This is a genomic window from Rhizobium sp. PEPV16 (assembly GCF_008919455.1).
Lineage (GTDB): Bacteria > Pseudomonadota > Alphaproteobacteria > Rhizobiales > Rhizobiaceae > Rhizobium > Rhizobium leguminosarum_Q.
In genome coordinates this window covers 1-18135 of sequence record NZ_VSZV01000251.1, presented here as the reverse complement: position 1 = coordinate 18135, position 18135 = coordinate 1, and the positions used below count along the sequence as shown (strand labels likewise).

The 18135-nt window shown below is 59.4% G+C and carries 14 protein-coding genes and 1 tRNA gene; 1 reads left to right on the top strand and 14 read right to left on the bottom strand.

The annotated features are described in order from the left end of the window. Positions 1-112: 112 nt before the first annotated feature. The 3 genes from fusA to rpsL all read right to left on the bottom strand — a co-directional run bounded on the left by fusA (position 113) and on the right by rpsL (position 3160). The gene (gene fusA / locus FY112_RS09670; protein ID WP_017960035.1) at positions 113-2212 is read right to left on the bottom strand and encodes an elongation factor G; all 2100 of its coding nucleotides are present in this window, start codon (positions 2210-2212) and stop codon (positions 113-115) included. 29 nt (positions 2213-2241) lie between these two features. Beyond that, positions 2242-2712 carry a 30S ribosomal protein S7 gene (gene rpsG, locus FY112_RS09665; RefSeq protein ID WP_011651422.1) on the bottom strand — a complete coding sequence of 157 codons (471 nt, stop codon included), beginning with the start codon at positions 2710-2712 and terminating at the stop codon, positions 2242-2244. Positions 2713-2788: 76 nt separating this feature from the next. Then, positions 2789-3160: a 30S ribosomal protein S12 gene (rpsL, locus tag FY112_RS09660; protein ID WP_003547537.1), complete on the bottom strand. Its 372-nt coding sequence runs from the start codon at positions 3158-3160 to the stop codon at positions 2789-2791. 497 nt (positions 3161-3657) lie between these two features. Between rpsL and FY112_RS09655 the strand changes: the two genes are divergently transcribed. Further along, the gene (locus tag FY112_RS09655; protein ID WP_003547528.1) at positions 3658-3951 is read left to right on the top strand and encodes a hypothetical protein; all 294 of its coding nucleotides are present in this window, start codon (positions 3658-3660) and stop codon (positions 3949-3951) included. Positions 3952-4100: 149 nt separating this feature from the next. Here FY112_RS09655 and rpoC read toward each other — a convergent pair whose 3' ends face one another. The 11 genes from rpoC to FY112_RS38450 all read right to left on the bottom strand — a co-directional run bounded on the left by rpoC (position 4101) and on the right by FY112_RS38450 (position 17887). Then, the gene (gene rpoC, locus FY112_RS09650; protein WP_131710432.1) at positions 4101-8309 is read right to left on the bottom strand and encodes a DNA-directed RNA polymerase subunit beta'; all 4209 of its coding nucleotides are present in this window, start codon (positions 8307-8309) and stop codon (positions 4101-4103) included. A gap of 190 nt (positions 8310-8499) precedes the next feature. Next, positions 8500-12639: a DNA-directed RNA polymerase subunit beta gene (gene rpoB / locus FY112_RS09645; protein ID WP_012757017.1), complete on the bottom strand. Its 4140-nt coding sequence runs from the start codon at positions 12637-12639 to the stop codon at positions 8500-8502. 263 nt (positions 12640-12902) lie between these two features. Then, the gene (rplL, locus tag FY112_RS09640; protein ID WP_003547523.1) at positions 12903-13280 is read right to left on the bottom strand and encodes a 50S ribosomal protein L7/L12; all 378 of its coding nucleotides are present in this window, start codon (positions 13278-13280) and stop codon (positions 12903-12905) included. Between the two features lie 58 nt (positions 13281-13338). Further along, complete coding sequence (gene rplJ / locus FY112_RS09635; protein WP_003547522.1) at positions 13339-13857, bottom strand: 50S ribosomal protein L10; 519 nt, start codon at positions 13855-13857, stop codon at positions 13339-13341. Positions 13858-14186: 329 nt separating this feature from the next. After that, positions 14187-14888, bottom strand: coding sequence for a 50S ribosomal protein L1 (gene rplA / locus FY112_RS09630; RefSeq protein WP_003547520.1), 702 nt, complete (start codon positions 14886-14888; stop codon positions 14187-14189). Positions 14889-14892: 4 nt separating this feature from the next. Next, positions 14893-15324 carry a 50S ribosomal protein L11 gene (gene rplK / locus FY112_RS09625; RefSeq protein ID WP_003547518.1) on the bottom strand — a complete coding sequence of 144 codons (432 nt, stop codon included), beginning with the start codon at positions 15322-15324 and terminating at the stop codon, positions 14893-14895. A gap of 176 nt (positions 15325-15500) precedes the next feature. Next, positions 15501-16031, bottom strand: a complete 531-nt coding sequence (gene nusG / locus FY112_RS09620; RefSeq protein WP_003547516.1) for a transcription termination/antitermination protein NusG — start codon at positions 16029-16031, stop codon at positions 15501-15503. 17 nt (positions 16032-16048) lie between these two features. Beyond that, on the bottom strand, positions 16049-16249 hold the full coding sequence (gene secE / locus FY112_RS09615) for a preprotein translocase subunit SecE (protein WP_003547514.1): 201 nt from the start codon (positions 16247-16249) through the stop codon (positions 16049-16051). Positions 16250-16443: 194 nt separating this feature from the next. After that, positions 16444-16519, bottom strand: a tRNA-Trp gene (locus FY112_RS09610). Between the two features lie 168 nt (positions 16520-16687). Further along, positions 16688-17581, bottom strand: a complete 894-nt coding sequence (locus FY112_RS09605) for an NAD(P)-dependent oxidoreductase (RefSeq protein ID WP_151518280.1) — start codon at positions 17579-17581, stop codon at positions 16688-16690. Positions 17582-17752: 171 nt separating this feature from the next. Further along, the gene (locus FY112_RS38450; protein WP_003547509.1) at positions 17753-17887 is read right to left on the bottom strand and encodes a hypothetical protein; all 135 of its coding nucleotides are present in this window, start codon (positions 17885-17887) and stop codon (positions 17753-17755) included. Between the last annotated feature and the right edge of the window lie 248 nt (positions 17888-18135).

Genomic DNA, 18135 nt, shown 5'->3' with positions numbered 1-18135 from the left:
ATGTTGACGTGCGGCTTGTTGCGCTCAAACTTACTCTTTCCCATTTTCGGGTCTCCGTTTTGCTAGTCCCCGAAGGGATCTAATTCTTGTTATCGGTCAATTGGTATTCCGGTCACTTCTGACCGGAATACTTTGCCTGGATTTCAGTTGCGACGTTCGACGGGACCGGCGAATAGTGATCGAAGGTCATCGTGTACTGGGCGCGGCCCTGGGACATGGAGCGCAGGTTGTCGACGTACTTGAACATGTTCGCGAGCGGGACGTTCGCGTTGATGACGACGGCGATACCGCGGCTTTCCTGGCCCTGGATCTGACCGCGACGAGAGTTCAGGTCGCCGATAACGTCGCCGACGTAATCTTCCGGGGTGACGACTTCGACCTTCATCATCGGCTCGAGCAGCTGAGCGCCGGCCTTCCTGGCTGCTTCACGGAAGCAGGCACGCGATGCGATTTCGAAGGCGAGAACCGACGAGTCGACGTCGTGGAAGGCGCCGTCGATGAGGGTCGCCTTGACGCCGAGCATCGGGAAGCCTGCGAGCGGACCCGAAGACAGAACGCTTTCGATGCCCTTCTGGACGCCGGGGATGTATTCCTTCGGAACGGAACCGCCGACGATCTTCGATTCGAACTTGAATTCGTCGCCGTCCGGGTTCGGTTCGAAGACGATCTTGACGCGCGCGAACTGGCCGGTACCACCGGACTGCTTCTTGTGCGTGTAGTCTTCCTCATGTGTCTTGGTGATGGTTTCGCGGTAGGCAACCTGCGGCGCGCCGACGGTTGCTTCGACCTTGAATTCACGACGCATGCGGTCGACGATAATGTCGAGATGCAGTTCGCCCATGCCGGCGATGATGGTCTGGCCGGATTCCTGGTCGGTCTTGACGCGGAAGGACGGATCTTCAGCAGCCAGGCGATTGAGCGCGAGGCCCATCTTTTCCTGGTCGCCCTTGGTCTTCGGCTCGATGGCGATCTGGATGACCGGCTCCGGGAATTCCATGCGCTCGAGGATAACCGGCTTCAGCGGATCGCAGAGAGTGTCGCCCGTCGTGGTTTCCTTGAGGCCGGCGAGAGCCACGATGTCGCCTGCGAAGGCTTCTTCGATGTCTTCACGCGAGTTGGAGTGCATCTGCAGCATACGGCCGACGCGCTCGCGCTTGTCCTTGACCGTGTTGATGACCGACGTGCCCTTTTCGAGCTTGCCGGAGTAGATACGGGCGAAGGTCAGCGAACCGACGAAGGGGTCGTTCATGATCTTGAAGGCGAGCATGGAAAGCGGCTCGCTGTCATCGGCATGACGCTCGATTTCGGCTTCCGTCTTGAAGTCGATGCCCTTGATCGCCGGGATGTCCATCGGCGACGGCAGGTAGTCGACAACGGCGTCGAGCAGCGGCTGCACGCCCTTGTTCTTGAAGGCGGTGCCGCAGAACATCGGGTGGAACTTGACGTCGATCGTGCCGCGGCGAACCAGCGCACGGATCTGATCGTTGTCAGGCAGAATACCTTCGAGGTAAGCTTCGGTGGCGGCTTCGTCGATGTCGACGACCGTCTCGATCAGCTTTTCGCGATATTCTTCAGCCTTGGCCTTCATGTCCTCGGGGATCTCGACGACATCCCACTGGGCGCCGAGCGACTCGTCGCGCCAGATGAGTGCGTTCATCTCGACCAGGTCGATGACGCCCTTGAATTCAGTCTCCGCACCGATCGGCAGCTGCATGACGACAGCCGTTGCACCGAGGCGGGTCTTGATCATCTCGACGGAGCGGTAGAAGTCCGCACCAGTCTTGTCCATCTTGTTGCAGAAGATCATCCGCGGGACATTGTATTTCTCAGCCTGGCGCCAGACAGTTTCCGTCTGCGGCTCGACACCGGCGTTGGCGTCGAGCAACGCGATGGCGCCGTCGAGAACGCGCAGCGAACGCTCGACTTCAATGGTGAAGTCGACGTGGCCGGGAGTGTCGATGATGTTGAAGCGGCGCATTTTGCCGTCACGGCCCTTCCAGTAGGTCGTGGTGGCAGCAGAGGTGATCGTGATGCCACGCTCCTGCTCCTGCTCCATCCAGTCCATGGTGGCTGCGCCGTCGTGGACTTCGCCGATCTTGTGCGACTTGCCGGTGTAATAAAGAATACGCTCGGTGGTCGTGGTCTTGCCGGCGTCGATATGCGCCATGATACCGAAATTGCGGTAGTCTTCGATCTTATATTCGCGAGCCATTGTGGACTGCCTTTCGATACCGTTCGGAATTACCAGCGATAGTGCGAGAACGCGCGGTTGGCGTCAGCCATCTTGTGCGTGTCTTCGCGCTTCTTGACGGCGGAGCCGCGGTTGTTGGACGCATCGAGCAGTTCGCCGGAAAGGCGGTCAACCATAGTCGTTTCATTGCGCTTGCGGGCAGCAGCGATCAGCCAGCGAATAGCAAGAGCCTGGCGGCGCTCCGGACGAACATCGACGGGGACCTGATAGGTCGCACCACCGACACGACGCGAGCGAACTTCAACGTGCGGGGCAATGTTCTCAAGCGCAGAATGGAAAACCGTGAGCGGCTCCTGCTTGGCCTTGCCCTGAACAACGTCGAACGCACCGTAGACGATGTTTTCAGCAACGGACTTCTTGCCGTCGAGCATGATGGCATTCATGAACTTGGTGACGACGAGATCGCCGAACTTCGGGTCCGGATTGATCTCGCGCTTTTCTGCTTTATGACGTCTGGACATATTTTGTCTCTTCAACCGTTAAGGCGCTTCATGACGCGGAGGACCTCGCGCAGCGCCGGATTATTCAAAAACCGAATTACTTCGGACGCTTCGCACCGTACTTGGAGCGGCGCTGCTTGCGGTTCTTGACACCCTGGGTATCGAGAACGCCGCGGATGATGTGATAACGGACACCCGGAAGGTCCTTGACGCGGCCGCCACGGATCATGACGACAGAGTGTTCCTGAAGGTTGTGACCTTCGCCGGGGATGTAACCAATGACTTCGAAGCCGTTGGTCAGGCGGATCTTTGCGACCTTACGCAGAGCCGAGTTCGGCTTCTTCGGCGTCGTCGTGTAGACGCGCGTGCAAACGCCGCGCTTCTGCGGGTTCTCCTGGAGTGCGGGAACCTTGTTACGCTTTACGTTCGCCTGGCGAGGCTTGCGGATCAGCTGGTTTACGGTAGGCATTCAACCATCCCTTACGTTTTATCTCAGTACCCTTGCGGGCTTGAACTCGCGCCGTCTCCGGCAGTGACGCGCGCTTTCCGTCAATGCGCAAAATATGGCCCGATCCGCTTCCGCAGATGGACCACAAGGAGCAGAGGACGCATAGCATATGCGTCGTGCGTGCAGCATCATGACTTCAACGTGCGTTTAGAACCTTGTTTGAGGTGAACTTCAGGGCGAGTCGCCCCGAACAGCCAAGCCTCACATGGGATCTGATGGCCGGGGTACTACTGGTTTCCACCCGTCTCGTCAAGGCCGGTTAAGAAATAAACTCGCCGTATCGCCTTGATATGCCGGCCCAACGCCCTGTTTCATCCTTCTAGACGAATTGACGGGCGTGCACCAAGATAAAAACTTGGGCATTGCAGCAAAAGCAGTTAAGGAATCAGCAATTGCGGCGTTCGGCCCTCACAGCAGGATTCGAGCGACCGAATCGTCAAAGAGCCGAAGGACAGGCGATGATCACGACACCTGATAACGACAATAATTTCGACGGCCCGATGATCTTCATCATCATCGGCAAGGGCTACGAGTCCGACGCCAGCGAAGGCATCGACCTGCACATCATGCTGAAGGCGCCTGACGACGACACTGCCGTACGCGAGGCCTTGAACGCCCTTGCCGAGGAAGGCTTCATCGAGGCAGATCTCGATCAGATCGGCATGCTGACCGAGGTCCCGGCCGAAGAGCCGCACGCATCTGCCTACCAGGGCGCCGTCGAAGGCGAAGTCGCGATCATCCGGTTCAACTGAAGGGAGCCGCCGCTGACGCTGCCGGTCGCCAAAGGCAGCATAAGCGGAAAGCAGCGCCCTCCCCGCCCTCCCAATCAGAGCAGACTAAAAACGAAAAACCGCCCGGATCGCTCCGGGCGGTTTTTCATTTCGTCGACTTCAGCCGCGGATTATTCCGCAGCCGGAGCCTTTTCGGCCATGTCCTGCAGCATCGGCGTGGCGACGGCAGCACCCGTGCCCTTGCGGCGCTCTTCGAGGATCATCTCGTCGCGCGACGTGGCGATGCGGCGGATCTGGGTCATGGTGCCGCCGGTACCGGCCGGGATAAGACGGCCGACGATGACGTTTTCCTTCAGACCCTGCAGGCCGTCGGTCTTGCCGGCGATCGCAGCTTCCGTCAGCACCTTGGTCGTTTCCTGGAAGGACGCGGCCGAGATGAAGGACGGGGTCTGCAGCGACGCCTTGGTGATGCCGAGAAGAACCGGATCGCCATAGGCTGGCTTCTTGCCCTGCTCGATCAGGTGATCGTTGACGTCTTCGAGCTCGATCCGGTCGACATTGTCGCCGACGATATAGGTCGAGTCGCCTGCATCGGTGATTTCCACCTTCTGCAGCATCTGACGGACAATCACCTCGATGTGCTTGTCGTTGATGACGACGCCCTGCAGGCGGTAGACTTCCTGGATCTCGTTGACGAGGTACGAGGCCAGAGCCTCCACGCCCTTGATCGCCAGGATGTCGTGCGGAGCCGGGTTACCGTCGAGGATGTAGTCACCCTTTTCGATATAGTCGCCTTCCTGAAGGTGGAAGGGCTTGCCCTTCGGGATCAGGTATTCGACAGGCTCGACACCGTCTTCCGCCGGCTCGATGATGACGCGACGCTTATTCTTGTAGTCACGGCCGAGACGGATCGTACCATCGATCTCTGCGATGATGGCATGGTCCTTCGGACGGCGGGCTTCGAACAGCTCGGCAACACGCGGCAGACCGCCGGTGATGTCCTTGGTCTTGGCGCTTTCGAGCGGCGAACGGGCGAGAACGTCACCCTGGGAGACCTTCGTGCCCGGCTCGACCGACAGGATCGCATCGACCGAGAGGAAGAAGCGGGCGTCACCACCACGAGACAGCTTCGCGATATTGCCGCTGGCATCCTTGACGACGATCGCCGGCTTGAGGTCCGAGCCGCGCGGGGTCGAACGCCAGTCGATGACCTGACGCTTGGTGATGCCGGTCGATTCGTCGGTCGCTTCCAGAACGGAGAGACCGTCGACCAGATCTTCAAACTGAACGGTACCGGCCACTTCCGTCATCATCGGACGGGTGTAGGGGTCCCACTCTGCCAGGCGCTGGCCGCGCTTGACCTTGTCGCCTTCGTCGACATGCAGCTTCGAACCGTAGGCCACGCGCTGCGACGACCGCTCGACACCACGTTCGTCCAGGATCTGGACGGTCATGTTGCGGCCCATGGCAACGAGGTTGCCATCGGAGTTGCGCAGGATGTTGCGGTTCTTGATCTGCACCGTACCTTCGTACGAGGCTTCGAGGAACGACTGGTCGACCACGGTTGCCGTACCGCCAAGGTGGAAGGTACGCATGGTGAGCTGGGTGCCCGGCTCGCCGATCGACTGAGCAGCGATGACGCCGACGGCTTCGCCCATATTGACCGGCGTACCGCGCGCGAGGTCGCGGCCGTAGCAGACCGAGCAGACGCCCGTCTGGATTTCGCAGGTCAGTGCCGAGCGGATGCGGATCGACTGGATGCCGGCCTTCTCGATTTCGACGACGTCGGGCTCGAGGATCATCCTGCCGGCATCGACGATGCGCTCACCCGTGACCGGATGATCGATGTCATCGAGCGCCGTGCGGCCGAGGATACGGGCGCCGATCGAGGCAACCACCTGGCCGGCATCGACGATGGCGGTCATGGTGAGGCCCGTCTGCGTTCCGCAATCGACATGCGTGACGATGCAATCCTGCGCGACGTCGACGAGACGGCGGGTCAGGTAGCCGGAGTTGGCGGTCTTCAGGGCGGTGTCTGCCAGACCCTTACGGGCGCCGTGCGTTGAGTTGAAGTACTCGTTGACGGTCAGGCCTTCCTTGAAGTTCGAGATGATCGGGGTCTCGATGATTTCGCCCGACGGCTTGGCCATGAGGCCACGCATGCCGCCCAGCTGGCGCATCTGGTTCGGAGAACCGCGGGCACCGGAGTGGCTCATCATGTAGATTGAGTTCATCGGCTTCTGGCGACCGGTCTTCTCGTCGAATTCGACCGCCTTGATGCGCGCCATCATCTCTTCGGCGACCTTTTCGGTCGCCTTGCCCCAGGCGTCGACAACCTTGTTGTACTTCTCGCCCTGGGTGATGAGGCCGTCATTGTACTGCTGCTCGTATTCCTTCACCAGGTTTTCGGTGTCGGCAACGATCTTGGCCTTGGCATCCGGAATGACCATGTCGTCCTTGCCGAACGAAATGCCGGCGCGGCAGGCGTGGGCGAAGCCGAGCTGCATGATGCGGTCGCAGAAAATGACCGTGTCCTTCTGGCCGCAATGGCGATAGACCGTGTCGATCATCTTCGAGATGTTCTTCTTGGTCATTTCCTGGTTGCAGATATCGAAGGGCACCTTGCCGTTCTTCGGCAACAGTTCGCCGATGAGCAGACGGCCAGGCGTCGTCTCATAGATCTTCGAGTAAGGCTTGCCATCCTCGTCGACCGACTTGAAGCGGCCGCGGATCTTGGTGTGCAGCGTCACGACCTTGCTTTCGAGGGCGTGATGCAGTTCGCCGAGATCGGAGAAGGCCATGCCTTCGCCCGGCTCGTTCTGGTTGAGGATCGACAGATAGTAGAGGCCGAGAACCATGTCCTGCGAGGGAACGATGATCGGCGCGCCGTTGGCCGGATGCAGGATGTTGTTGGTCGACATCATCAGCACGCGGGCTTCGAGCTGGGCTTCGAGCGACAGCGGCACGTGAACGGCCATCTGGTCGCCGTCGAAGTCGGCGTTGAAGGCCGTGCAGACGAGCGGATGCAGCTGGATCGCCTTGCCTTCGACCAGGATAGGTTCGAAGGCCTGGATGCCCAGGCGGTGCAGCGTCGGTGCGCGGTTCAAGAGAACCGGATGCTCGCGGATGACCTCGTCGAGGATATCCCAGACTTCCGGCTTTTCCTTCTCGACCAGCTTCTTGGCCTGCTTGACGGTCGAGGAGTAACCCTTGGCGTCGAGGCGGGCATAGATGAACGGCTTGAAGAGCTCGAGCGCCATCTTCTTCGGCAGGCCGCACTGGTGCAGCTTCAGTTCCGGACCGGTGACGATGACCGAACGACCGGAATAGTCGACGCGCTTGCCGAGCAAGTTCTGGCGGAAGCGGCCCTGCTTGCCCTTCAGCATGTCGGAGAGCGACTTCAGCGGACGCTTGTTGGCGCCGGTGATGACACGACCGCGACGGCCGTTGTCGAACAGCGCGTCAACGGATTCCTGCAGCATGCGCTTTTCGTTGCGGATGATGATGCCAGGCGCACGAAGCTCGATCAGGCGCTTCAGACGGTTGTTACGGTTGATGACGCGGCGGTAGAGATCGTTCAGATCCGACGTCGCGAAACGGCCGCCGTCGAGCGGCACCAGCGGACGCAGATCCGGCGGGATGACCGGAACGACCTTCATGATCATCCATTCCGGACGGTTGCCCGACTCCATGAAGTTCTCGACGATCTTCAAGCGCTTCATCAGCTTCTTCTGCTTGAGATCCGACGTGGTGTCGGCAAGCTCGGCGCGCAGGTCGCCGGCGATCTTTTCGAGGTTCATCGAGGCCAGCATCTCGTAGATCGCCTCAGCGCCGATCATCGCGGTGAACTGGTCTTCGCCGTATTCGTCGACGGCAAGCATGTACTCTTCTTCCGAGAGGAGCTGGTGCTCCTTGAGCGCGGTCAGGCCCGGCTCGGTGACGATGTAGTTTTCGAAGTAGAGGACGCGCTCGACATCCTTCAGCGTCATGTCGAGCAGCGTCGAAATGCGTGATGGCAGCGACTTCAGGAACCAGATGTGGGCAACGGGAGCGGCGAGCTCGATATGACCCATGCGCTCACGGCGAACGCGCGACAGCGTGACTTCGACGCCGCACTTTTCGCAGATGATGCCCTTGTACTTCATGCGCTTGTACTTGCCGCACAGGCATTCGTAGTCCTTGATGGGCCCGAAGATGCGCGCGCAGAACAGACCGTCACGTTCCGGCTTGAACGTACGGTAGTTGATGGTTTCCGGCTTCTTGATCTCACCGTAAGACCAGGAGAGGATCTTCTCCGGAGACGCGATCGAAATCCGAATGGAATCGAAATTCTGTGCAGGCACCTGCGGATTGAAAAGATTCATGACCTCTTGGTTCATGCCTGTCTCCTTCATGGGCTAAAGCGCCCTCAAAATGCGATGATCGGCGGCAAATTCCCGGGAGCCGCCTCCCTCGCTTAAACGAGAATAACCGCTGGATGCGGCGAAACTTCCCTTCCGGGCCGACACGGATACGGCGCCCGGTGGGACCGGCGTGCGCCGCATTGGCAGCGCACGCCCTATCAAGTGCTTACTCGGCCGCGTCGGGCAGCTGAGCTGCCTGCGCCTCGTCAAGCTTGGTGTTCTCGAGCTCGACGCTGAGGCCCAGTGAGCGCATTTCCTTGACGAGAACGTTGAAGCTTTCCGGAATACCGGCTTCGAACGTGTCGTCTCCTCGGACGATGGCTTCGTAGACCTTGGTGCGGCCGGCGACGTCGTCCGACTTCACCGTCAGCATTTCCTGCAGCGTGTAGGCCGCGCCGTATGCTTCGAGCGCCCAGACTTCCATTTCGCCGAAGCGCTGGCCGCCGAACTGCGCCTTGCCGCCCAGCGGCTGCTGGGTCACGAGCGAGTAAGGACCGATCGAACGAGCATGGATCTTGTCGTCGACCAGATGGTTGAGCTTCAGCATGTAGATGTAGCCCACGGTCACCTGGCGGTCGAACTGCTCACCGGTACGGCCGTCATAGAGCGTCGACTGACCGCTATCCTTGAGACCTGCCAGACGCAGCATGTCGTTGACGTCGGCTTCGTTCGCGCCGTCGAAAACAGGCGTCGCAATCGAAACGCCGCGCTTCCACTGGTCGGCGAGACGCAGAACCGAGTCGTCGTCGAACTCGTGGACCTGTTCGGCCTTGGGGCCGTCTCCGACGACATCGCCGATGGTCTTGCGCAACGGCTCAATGTTGCCATTGGCCTTATATGCGTCGATCAGTTCGCCGATCTGGCGACCCATGCCGGCGCAAGCCCAACCCAGATGCGTTTCCAGGATCTGGCCGACGTTCATGCGCGAAGGCACGCCGAGCGGGTTCAGAACGACGTCGACATGCGTGCCGTCTTCGAGGAACGGCATGTCCTCCACCGGCACAATGCGCGAGACGACGCCCTTGTTCCCGTGACGGCCGGCCATCTTGTCGCCCGGCTGGATCTTGCGCTTTACGGCGACGAAGACCTTGACCATCTTCATGACGCCAGGGGGCATTTCATCGCCGCGCTGGACCTTTTCGACCTTGTCCATGAAGCGCTGTTCGAGGCGCGACTTGGATTCGTCGTACTGACCGCGGAGCGCTTCGAGTTCGCTCTGAACCTTTTCGTCTTCGACCGCGAACATCCACCACTGCGAGCGGGGATATTCGGAGACGACGGCGTTCGAAAGCTCGGCTCCCTTCTTGAAGCCCTTCGGGCCGGCAATAGAGGCCTGGCCGCGCAGCATCTCGATCAGACGGCCGTAGACGTTACGGTCGAGGATCGCCTGCTCGTCGTCACGGTCCTTTGCCAGACGCTCGATTTCTTCGCGCTCGATCGCCATTGCGCGCTCGTCCTTTTCAACGCCGTGGCGGTTGAAGACGCGAACTTCGACGATGGTGCCGTAGGTGCCGGGCGGCATGCGCATGGAGGTATCGCGCACGTCGGAGGCCTTTTCGCCGAAGATGGCGCGCAGAAGCTTTTCTTCCGGCGTCATCGGGCTTTCGCCCTTCGGGGTGATCTTGCCGACGAGGATATCACCCGGCTGAACTTCGGCGCCGATATAGACGATGCCGGCTTCGTCGAGGTTCTTCAGCGCTTCTTCCGAAACATTCGGAATATCGCGGGTGATTTCCTCAGGACCAAGCTTGGTGTCGCGCGCCATCACTTCGAATTCCTCGATGTGGATGGAGGTGAACACGTCGTCGGCAACGATACGCTCGGAGAGCAGGATCGAGTCTTCGTAGTTGTAGCCGTTCCAGGGCATGAACGCGACGAGCGCGTTGCGGCCGAGCGCCAGGTCGCCGAGATCGGTCGACGGGCCGTCGGCGAGGATGTCGCCGCGGTTGACCTCGTCACCGACGGTGACCAGCGGGCGCTGGTTGACGCAGGTGTTCTGGTTCGAACGCTGGAACTTCTGCAGGCGGTAGATATCGACGCCGGACTTGCCGGCTTCGAGGTCTTCCGTGGCGCGGATAACGATACGCGTCGCGTCGACCTGATCGACCACACCGCCGCGGCGGGCGCCGATGGCGGCGCCAGAGTCACGGGCAACGACCGGCTCCATGCCAGTCCCGACGAACGGAGCTTCGGCACGCAGCAGCGGCACTGCCTGACGCTGCATGTTCGAGCCCATGAGCGCGCGGTTGGCGTCGTCGTTTTCCAGGAACGGGATGAGCGCGGCTGCGACCGAAACAACCTGCTTCGGCGAGACGTCCATCAGGTTCATGCTGTCGCGCGGGGCGAGCATGACTTCGCCGGCATGACGGCAGACGACGAATTCGTCGACGAAGGAACCGTCAGCGTTCATCTCGGCGTTGGCCTGGGCGACGTAATACTTCGCCTCTTCCATGGCGGAGAGGTAGAGCACGTCGCTCGTCACCTTGCCGTCGACGATGCGGCGGTACGGGCTTTCGATGAAGCCGTACTTGTTGACGCGGGCAAAGGTCGCAAGCGAGTTGATGAGACCGATGTTCGGGCCTTCCGGCGTTTCGATTGGGCAGATGCGGCCATAGTGGGTCGGATGCACGTCGCGGACTTCGAAGCCTGCGCGCTCACGGGTCAGACCGCCCGGGCCAAGAGCCGAAAGGCGGCGCTTGTGGGTGATTTCCGAGAGCGGGTTGACCTGGTCCATGAACTGCGAGAGCTGCGAGGAACCGAAGAATTCGCGCACGGCAGCAGCTGCCGGCTTGGCGTTGATCAGATCCTGCGGCATGACCGTATCGATCTCGATCGAGGACATACGTTCCTTGATCGCGCGCTCCATGCGCAAAAGGCCGAGACGGTACTGGTTTTCCATCAGCTCGCCGACCGAACGGACACGACGGTTGCCGAGGTTGTCGATGTCGTCGATCTCGCCCTTGCCGTCGCGCAGTTCGACCAGCATCCTGACCACGGCCAGGATGTCGTCCTTGCGCAGGATGCGGACGGTGTCTTCGACGGTTAGGTCGAGGCGCATGTTCATCTTGACGCGGCCGACTGCGGAGAGGTCGTAACGCTCCGCATCGAAGAACAGCGAGTTGAACATGGCTTCGGCCGATTCCATGGTCGGCGGCTCACCCGGACGCATGACGCGGTAGATGTCGAACAGAGCGTCCTGACGGTTCTCGTTCTTGTCGGCTGTCAGGGTGTTGCGGATATAGGCGCCGACATTGATGTGGTCGATGCCGAGAACCGGGATCTCGTCAAAGCCGTTCGCCAGGATGATGCCAAGCGTCTTCTCGTCGATTTCGTCGCCGGCCTCGAGGTAGATCTCACCCGTCGAGTAGTTGACGATGTCGCCGGCAAGGTAGTTACCATAAAGATCGTCGTCGGCAGCCTTGAGGGCCTTCAGACCCTTGTCGGACAGCGTGCGCAGCAGGCGCGGGGTCAGCTTCTTGCCGGCTTCCACGACGACTTCGCCGGTATCGGCGTCGACCATCTCGGTGATCGCCTTGGCACCCTTCAGCGTTTCCGGCTTGAAGGGAATGCGCCAGCCTTCGCCGTCGCGCTTGTAGAGCGACTTCGTGTAGAAGGTGTCGAGAATTTCTTCGCCGTCCATGCCGAGCGCCATCAGCAGCGACGTCACGGGGATCTTGCGGCGGCGGTCGATACGGGCGTAGACGATGTCCTTGGCGTCGAATTCGATATCGAGCCAGGAACCGCGATAAGGGATGACGCGCGCAGCAAAGAGCAGCTTGCCGGAAGAATGGCTCTTGCCCTTGTCATGGTCGAAGAAGACGCCCGGCGAACGGTGCATCTGGGAAACGATCACGCGCTCGGTGCCGTTGACGATAAACGTGCCGTTGTTGGTCATGAGCGGCATGTCGCCCATGTAAACGGACTGCTCCTTGATGTCCTTGATCGACTTCGCGCCGGTATCCTCGTCGATATCGAACACGATGAGGCGCAGCGTCACCTTCAGTGGCGCTGCATAGGTCAGGTCGCGCTGACGGCATTCGTCAACGTCGAACTTCGGCGGTTCGAACTCGTAGGACACGAATTCCAGCATGGATGCGCCGGAGAAATCGGTGATCGGGAAAACCGATTTGAAAACGGCCTGAAGACCCTCGTCGGGTCGGCCGCCCTTCGGCTCTTCAACCATCAGAAACTGGTCGTAGGACGCCTTCTGAACCTCGATGAGGTTCGGCATTTCTGCGACTTCGGGGATCTTACCAAAAAACTTGCGTACGCGCCTGCGACCGTTGAACGAAAGGGTCTGAGCCATCGTCGCTCCTTCAAAATCTTGCACCCGGGCCTGCAACGGACGGGAACCGATGGCCAGTCGATCCCGTCAATCAATGAGTAGTTCAATCTCGTCCGACCCCAGAAAACGCTCAGCTCGGATTGCTGTGCTGCCCTCGGTGCGAGACCATCCTTTTGAAGAACCCATTACCCAAAAGCCGTTTCGACGCGGCTTTTGGGTAATTCGTTCAGAAAAACGGCAAATGGGAGGCAGTAGAGATACTGCCTCCCAAAAGCAGTTCAAGATTACTTGACGTCGGCCTTGGCGCCAGCGTCTTCAAGCTTCTTCTTGATGTCAGCGGCTTCAGCCTTGTTGACGCCTTCCTTGACAGCCTTCGGAGCGGCTTCAACGAGATCCTTGGCTTCCTTGAGGCCGAGACCAGTGATGGCGCGGACTTCCTTGATGACGTTGATCTTGTTGGCACCAGCTTCGACGAGGATGACGTCGAATTCGGTCTTTTCTTCTTCAACGACAGCAGCAGCAGCACCGCCGGCAGCGGCAGCAACAGCTACCGGAGCAGCAGCGGAAACGCCCCACTTTTCTTCGAGAAGCTTCGACAGTTCTGCAGCTTCCAGAACGGTCAGCGAGGAGAGGTCGTCAACGATCTTTGCGAGATCAGCCATTTTACTAGTTCCTTTTGTTCGGTTCGAACCGGTTGATTATAAACAGCGAAAAACCGCCTTACGCGGCTTCGTCCTTCTTGGCGTAGGCCGCAAACACGCGTGCAAGCTGGCTTGCCGGTGCTGCAACAACCCCAGCGATGCGGGTAGCCGGTGTCTGGATCATGCCCAGCAGCTTCGCACGCAGCTCATCGAGCGAAGGCAGGGTCGCAAGCGACTTGACTGCATCGGCGTTGAGCGTGGTTGTTCCCATGGCGCCGCCCAGAACAATGATCTTGTCATTGGTCTTGGCGAAATCCATGACGACCTTCGGAGCGGTAATCGGATCGGTGCTGTATGCAATCAGCGTCTGACCCTTGAAGAGATTGGACATCCCTTCCGCTTCCGTACCCTGAAGGGCAATCTTGGCCAGGCGGTTCTTCGCGACTTTGACGGTGCCGCCAGCTGCGCGCATCTTCGAACGAAAATCGTTCATCTGCGCGACTGTGGCACCAGCATAGTGGGCCACGACAACTGAGCCCGAAGCCTTGAAGACTTCGTTCAGTTCCGTGACGAATTCGCGTTTTTCCGCTCTTTCCACTGCCTATCTCCAGTTGGCAGGACCGAAAATGGGCCCGCCGGTTGCCTTTTGCCTCCTGGGATCATGCGAGATCCCAAGCGACGCTTGAGGATCCTGTCCCCCCGCGCTCTCGCGCCAATCAAGGCTAAAGAGGCACAAGGCATCCAAGGCTCGAACCGAGTTCCTAGAAGCGAACTTCTTGCAATTCGGGTCTTACCCGTCTCATGCAGGCACAGTGATTAAGGGAAAACCACCTGCAATCTCGGACAGGATTCCGGATTTCTCCGGAATATTCCGGCCCCTTGCGAGGCCGGAAATTCAGTCGCCGGACTTAAAGCCCGGCCATAAACTTACGCAGCCGGAGCACCGGTGACCGAGCCGGGCTCGATCTTGACGCCCGGGCCCATGGTCGAGGAAATCGCCACGCGCTTGACGTAGTTGCCCTTGGCGCCAGCCGGCTTCGCCTTGATGACGGCGTCAGCAAAGGCGCGGATGTTTTCTTCCAGAGCCTTGGCGTCGAACGAGGCCTTGCCGATACCGGCATGGACGATGCCGGCCTTCTCGACGCGGAACTCGACAGCGCCGCCCTTGGAAGCCTTGACGGCGCCGGCGACATCCATGGTGACGGTGCCGACCTTCGGGTTCGGCATCATGCCGCGCGGACCGAGAACCTTACCGAGACGGCCGACGAGCGGCATCATGTCGGGGGTGGCGATGCAGCGATCGAATTCGATCTTGCCGCCCTGGACGATTTCGACGAGGTCTTCGGCGCCGACGATATCGGCACCTGCGGCCTTGGCTTCGTCAGCCTTGGCGCCACGAGCGAAGACGGCGACGCGAACCGTGCGGCCCGTGCCGTTCGGCAGGTTGACGACGCCGCGAACCATCTGGTCCGCATGGCGTGGGTCGACGCCGAGGTTCATCGAGACTTCGATGGTTTCGTCGAACTTGGCGACAGCCCGTTCCTTGACCATGCCAATGGCCAGGGTCAGAGCGTAGAGCTTGGTGGGATCAACACCTTCGTTGATCTTCTGCGTGCGCTTACCAGCCATGATCTTAACCCACCACTTCCAGGCCCATGGCGCGGGCAGAGCCCTCGATCATCGCCATTGCACCTTCGATATCCGCTGCGTTCAGATCCTTCATCTTGGCTTCTGCGATCGACTTGATCTGAGCCTTGGTGAGGGAGCCGGCCTTGGCGCCCTTGCCGGGCGTCTTGGAACCGGACGTGATCTTCGCTTCCTTCTTCAGCCAGTAGCTGACCGGGGGCTGCTTCATCGCGAAGGTGAAGGACTTGTCCTGGTAATAGGTGATGACGACCGGAATCGGCATGCCCTTTTCCATTTCCTGCGTGGCGGCATTGAACGCCTTGCAGAATTCCATGATGTTAATGCCACGCTGACCAAGCGCCGGGCCAATCGGCGGGGACGGATTTGCCGATCCTGCCTTGACCTGAAGCTTGAGCTGGCCTGCAACTTTCTTAGCCATATCTCTCTGCCTTTCATGAACGGCCGGTTGCCCGGCCCGTGATGCCGGATCTCTCCGGCGGCTGCGGTTGCGTGGTGCGGATCCTTAGGGTCCGGCTAAGACCCCTCACCTTCCACGCGGGTGCGGACGACGTCCGCAGGAAACAGGCCGCAAGGGCCAGCTTCCAGTTTCTGCAATCAGACCTTCTCGACCTGAGCGTATTCCAGCTCGACCGGCGTTGCGCGGCCGAAGATCGACACTTCCACCTTCAGGCGCGAACGTTCTTCGTCCACATCCTGAACCGTGCCGTTGAACGAAGCGAACGGGCCGTCGGAAACGCGGACCTGCTCGCCGATCTCGAAGGTAATGGAGGCCTTCGGCCGCTCGACACCTTCCTGGACCTGACCGAGAATGCGCTCGGCTTCATAATCCGGAATCGGAACGGGCTTATTGTCGGAGCCGAGGAAACCTGTGACCTTCGGCGTATTCTTGATCAGGTGGTAGGCTTCGTCCGTCAGATTGGCACGAACCATGACATAGCCCGGGAAAAACTTGCGCTCGGAATCGACCTTGCGGCCGCGACGCACTTCCACCACCTTTTCAGTCGGCACGAGGATCTTCTCGAACAGGTGCTCAAGCCCCTTCTGGCGAGCCTTGTTCTCGATGTCTTCAGCCACCTTCTTTTCAAAATTTGAATATGCGTGGACGATGTACCAACGTGCCGCCATTTTCATCTCCACCCGTATCAGTTGCCGGTATTCAGCACGAAGCTCAGAGCCCAGCCGATCAGCTGGTCAGCGGCAAAGAAAAACAGCGCGGCGAAAACCACCATCACCAGCACCATGACCGTCGAGATCATGGTCTCGCGGCGCGACGGCCATGTAACTTTCGACGTCTCGGAGCGAACCTGCTGCAGAAACGCAAACGGATTGGATTTGGATGCCATCGACTGCCCACGCAATTACGGCGCGTAAAGCTGAAACTATCAGCCCCACGCACCGCGTGTCTGTTGAACCCTAAATAAACACCGATTTCCGAATACACAAGGGGGAAACCGAAGTTTAACGAAATTACTTACCACCAATCAATCCCCGACCGGAAATGCCGCGAGCATGTCCGCGCTGTCCCGCATCCAGGAAATGGCAGGGGCAGTAGGGCTCGAACCTACGACCTGCGGTTTTGGAGACCGCCGCTCTACCAACTGAGCTATACCCCTTCATACCGATCATTCAGCGCCAGGGCCAAGGCCCGCAAATCGCTGCTGAAAAGCATGGCGCTCCCTTTAAGACGACGACACGGGATTGGCAAGCACGATTTTCGATTTTCAAAACCAATCTCCTGATATGCGAACGATCGGCCTTTCAATCGCGGAACCAAGGTCCGTTCAGACCTTCACATATTTCCGCCAATCGTGCTCTTCCTTAAAACCCAGCACCTCGCGGATCTTGCGGTTGGAGAGCAGTCCCTCATATTCGCCGATCTCGCGGGTGAAAGGCACGTTCGGAAAGAATCGCTTGGCAAGCTCTTTCGATGGCGTATTCGCCGAGACCGTGTCGTTGGCGGCGTTGAAGACCTGGTGGCCGAGGCCGTCCTTCTCGATGCAGAGATGGCAGATCTGCCCGAGGTCGCGGGCGTCGATATAGCTCCAGGCGATTCGCTTGCGCATCTCGGGATTGGCGAAAAAGGTCGGGAACTTCTCGTATTCGTCAGGCTCGATGACATTGCCGATGCGCAGCGCATAGATGTCGAAGCCCGAACGTTCGGCAAAGGCGCGCGCCGTCTTTTCGTTGACCACCTTGGAAAGGCCGTAGGAATCCATCGGATTGACGTCGTAATCCTCCTCCAGCGGGAACTGGTGGAAATCGCGATGGCCTTCGGCGAAGCAGACGCCGTAGGTCGTCTCGCTCGATGCGACGATGATCTTCCGGATGCCGAGCTTCACCGCCGCCTCGATGACATTATAGGTGCCCATCGTGTTGATGCGGAAGGTTTCGTTGTCGGGCTTGATCAGGATGCGCGGGATGGCGGCGAAATGCACGACGGCGTCGAAGGGCTGAACGCCCCTGCCCGCATCGAGATCGGGAAAATCGCGATGCATCGAGAGCGCGTTGAACACCTGACCGCTATCGGTGATGTCGGCGATGAGATTGGTGACGCCGGGGCTATCCAGCGGCACGAGATCAAGGTTGTGAACCTCGTAGCCGGCATTGACGAGCCATGGCACAGCATGGCGACCTGCCTTGCCTGAACCGCCGGTGAACAGAATACGTCTCTTCATGGAATATCCTCCGCGTCATGAAATCGGAGGCATAGATAGACGCTTCCGCGCGAAGAGCAAGCGAGCGTCCTGCAAGGGTTCACCCCCGCGCCGCCAGGAGCATCCTATCCGGGAGCACCTGGCCGATCATTTCCGATCATCGCAGAACCCTGCGATGTTCGGCAAAGGTCGTCACTTGACGACACTTACCTCGCCAATCTGCACGACGGCAGACTGAACAACTTCTTGCGGTATTGCAGCGATGAAAAACATCGTGAAAACATACATCGCGAATATCGTCGCAGCGAATGTGGCCTTTGGAATCATCCGGGCTCTCCTCTTTGCAAGAAGGAGTCTGGACTACAATGGTCCAATCACAAACCGGTTTCTGAACGTGAGATGAACAAAATACTGTGACAGGCCAATTTAACGATATTTTTACAACACCTGTTAAACCTACAGGAAGCCATCAAAATGAAAAACCCCGCTGTTTCCAGCGGGGTCTTCATAATTGCGGATAACTCGAAAGTTACTCGACGATCGACGCGACGATGCCGGCGCCGACGGTGCGGCCG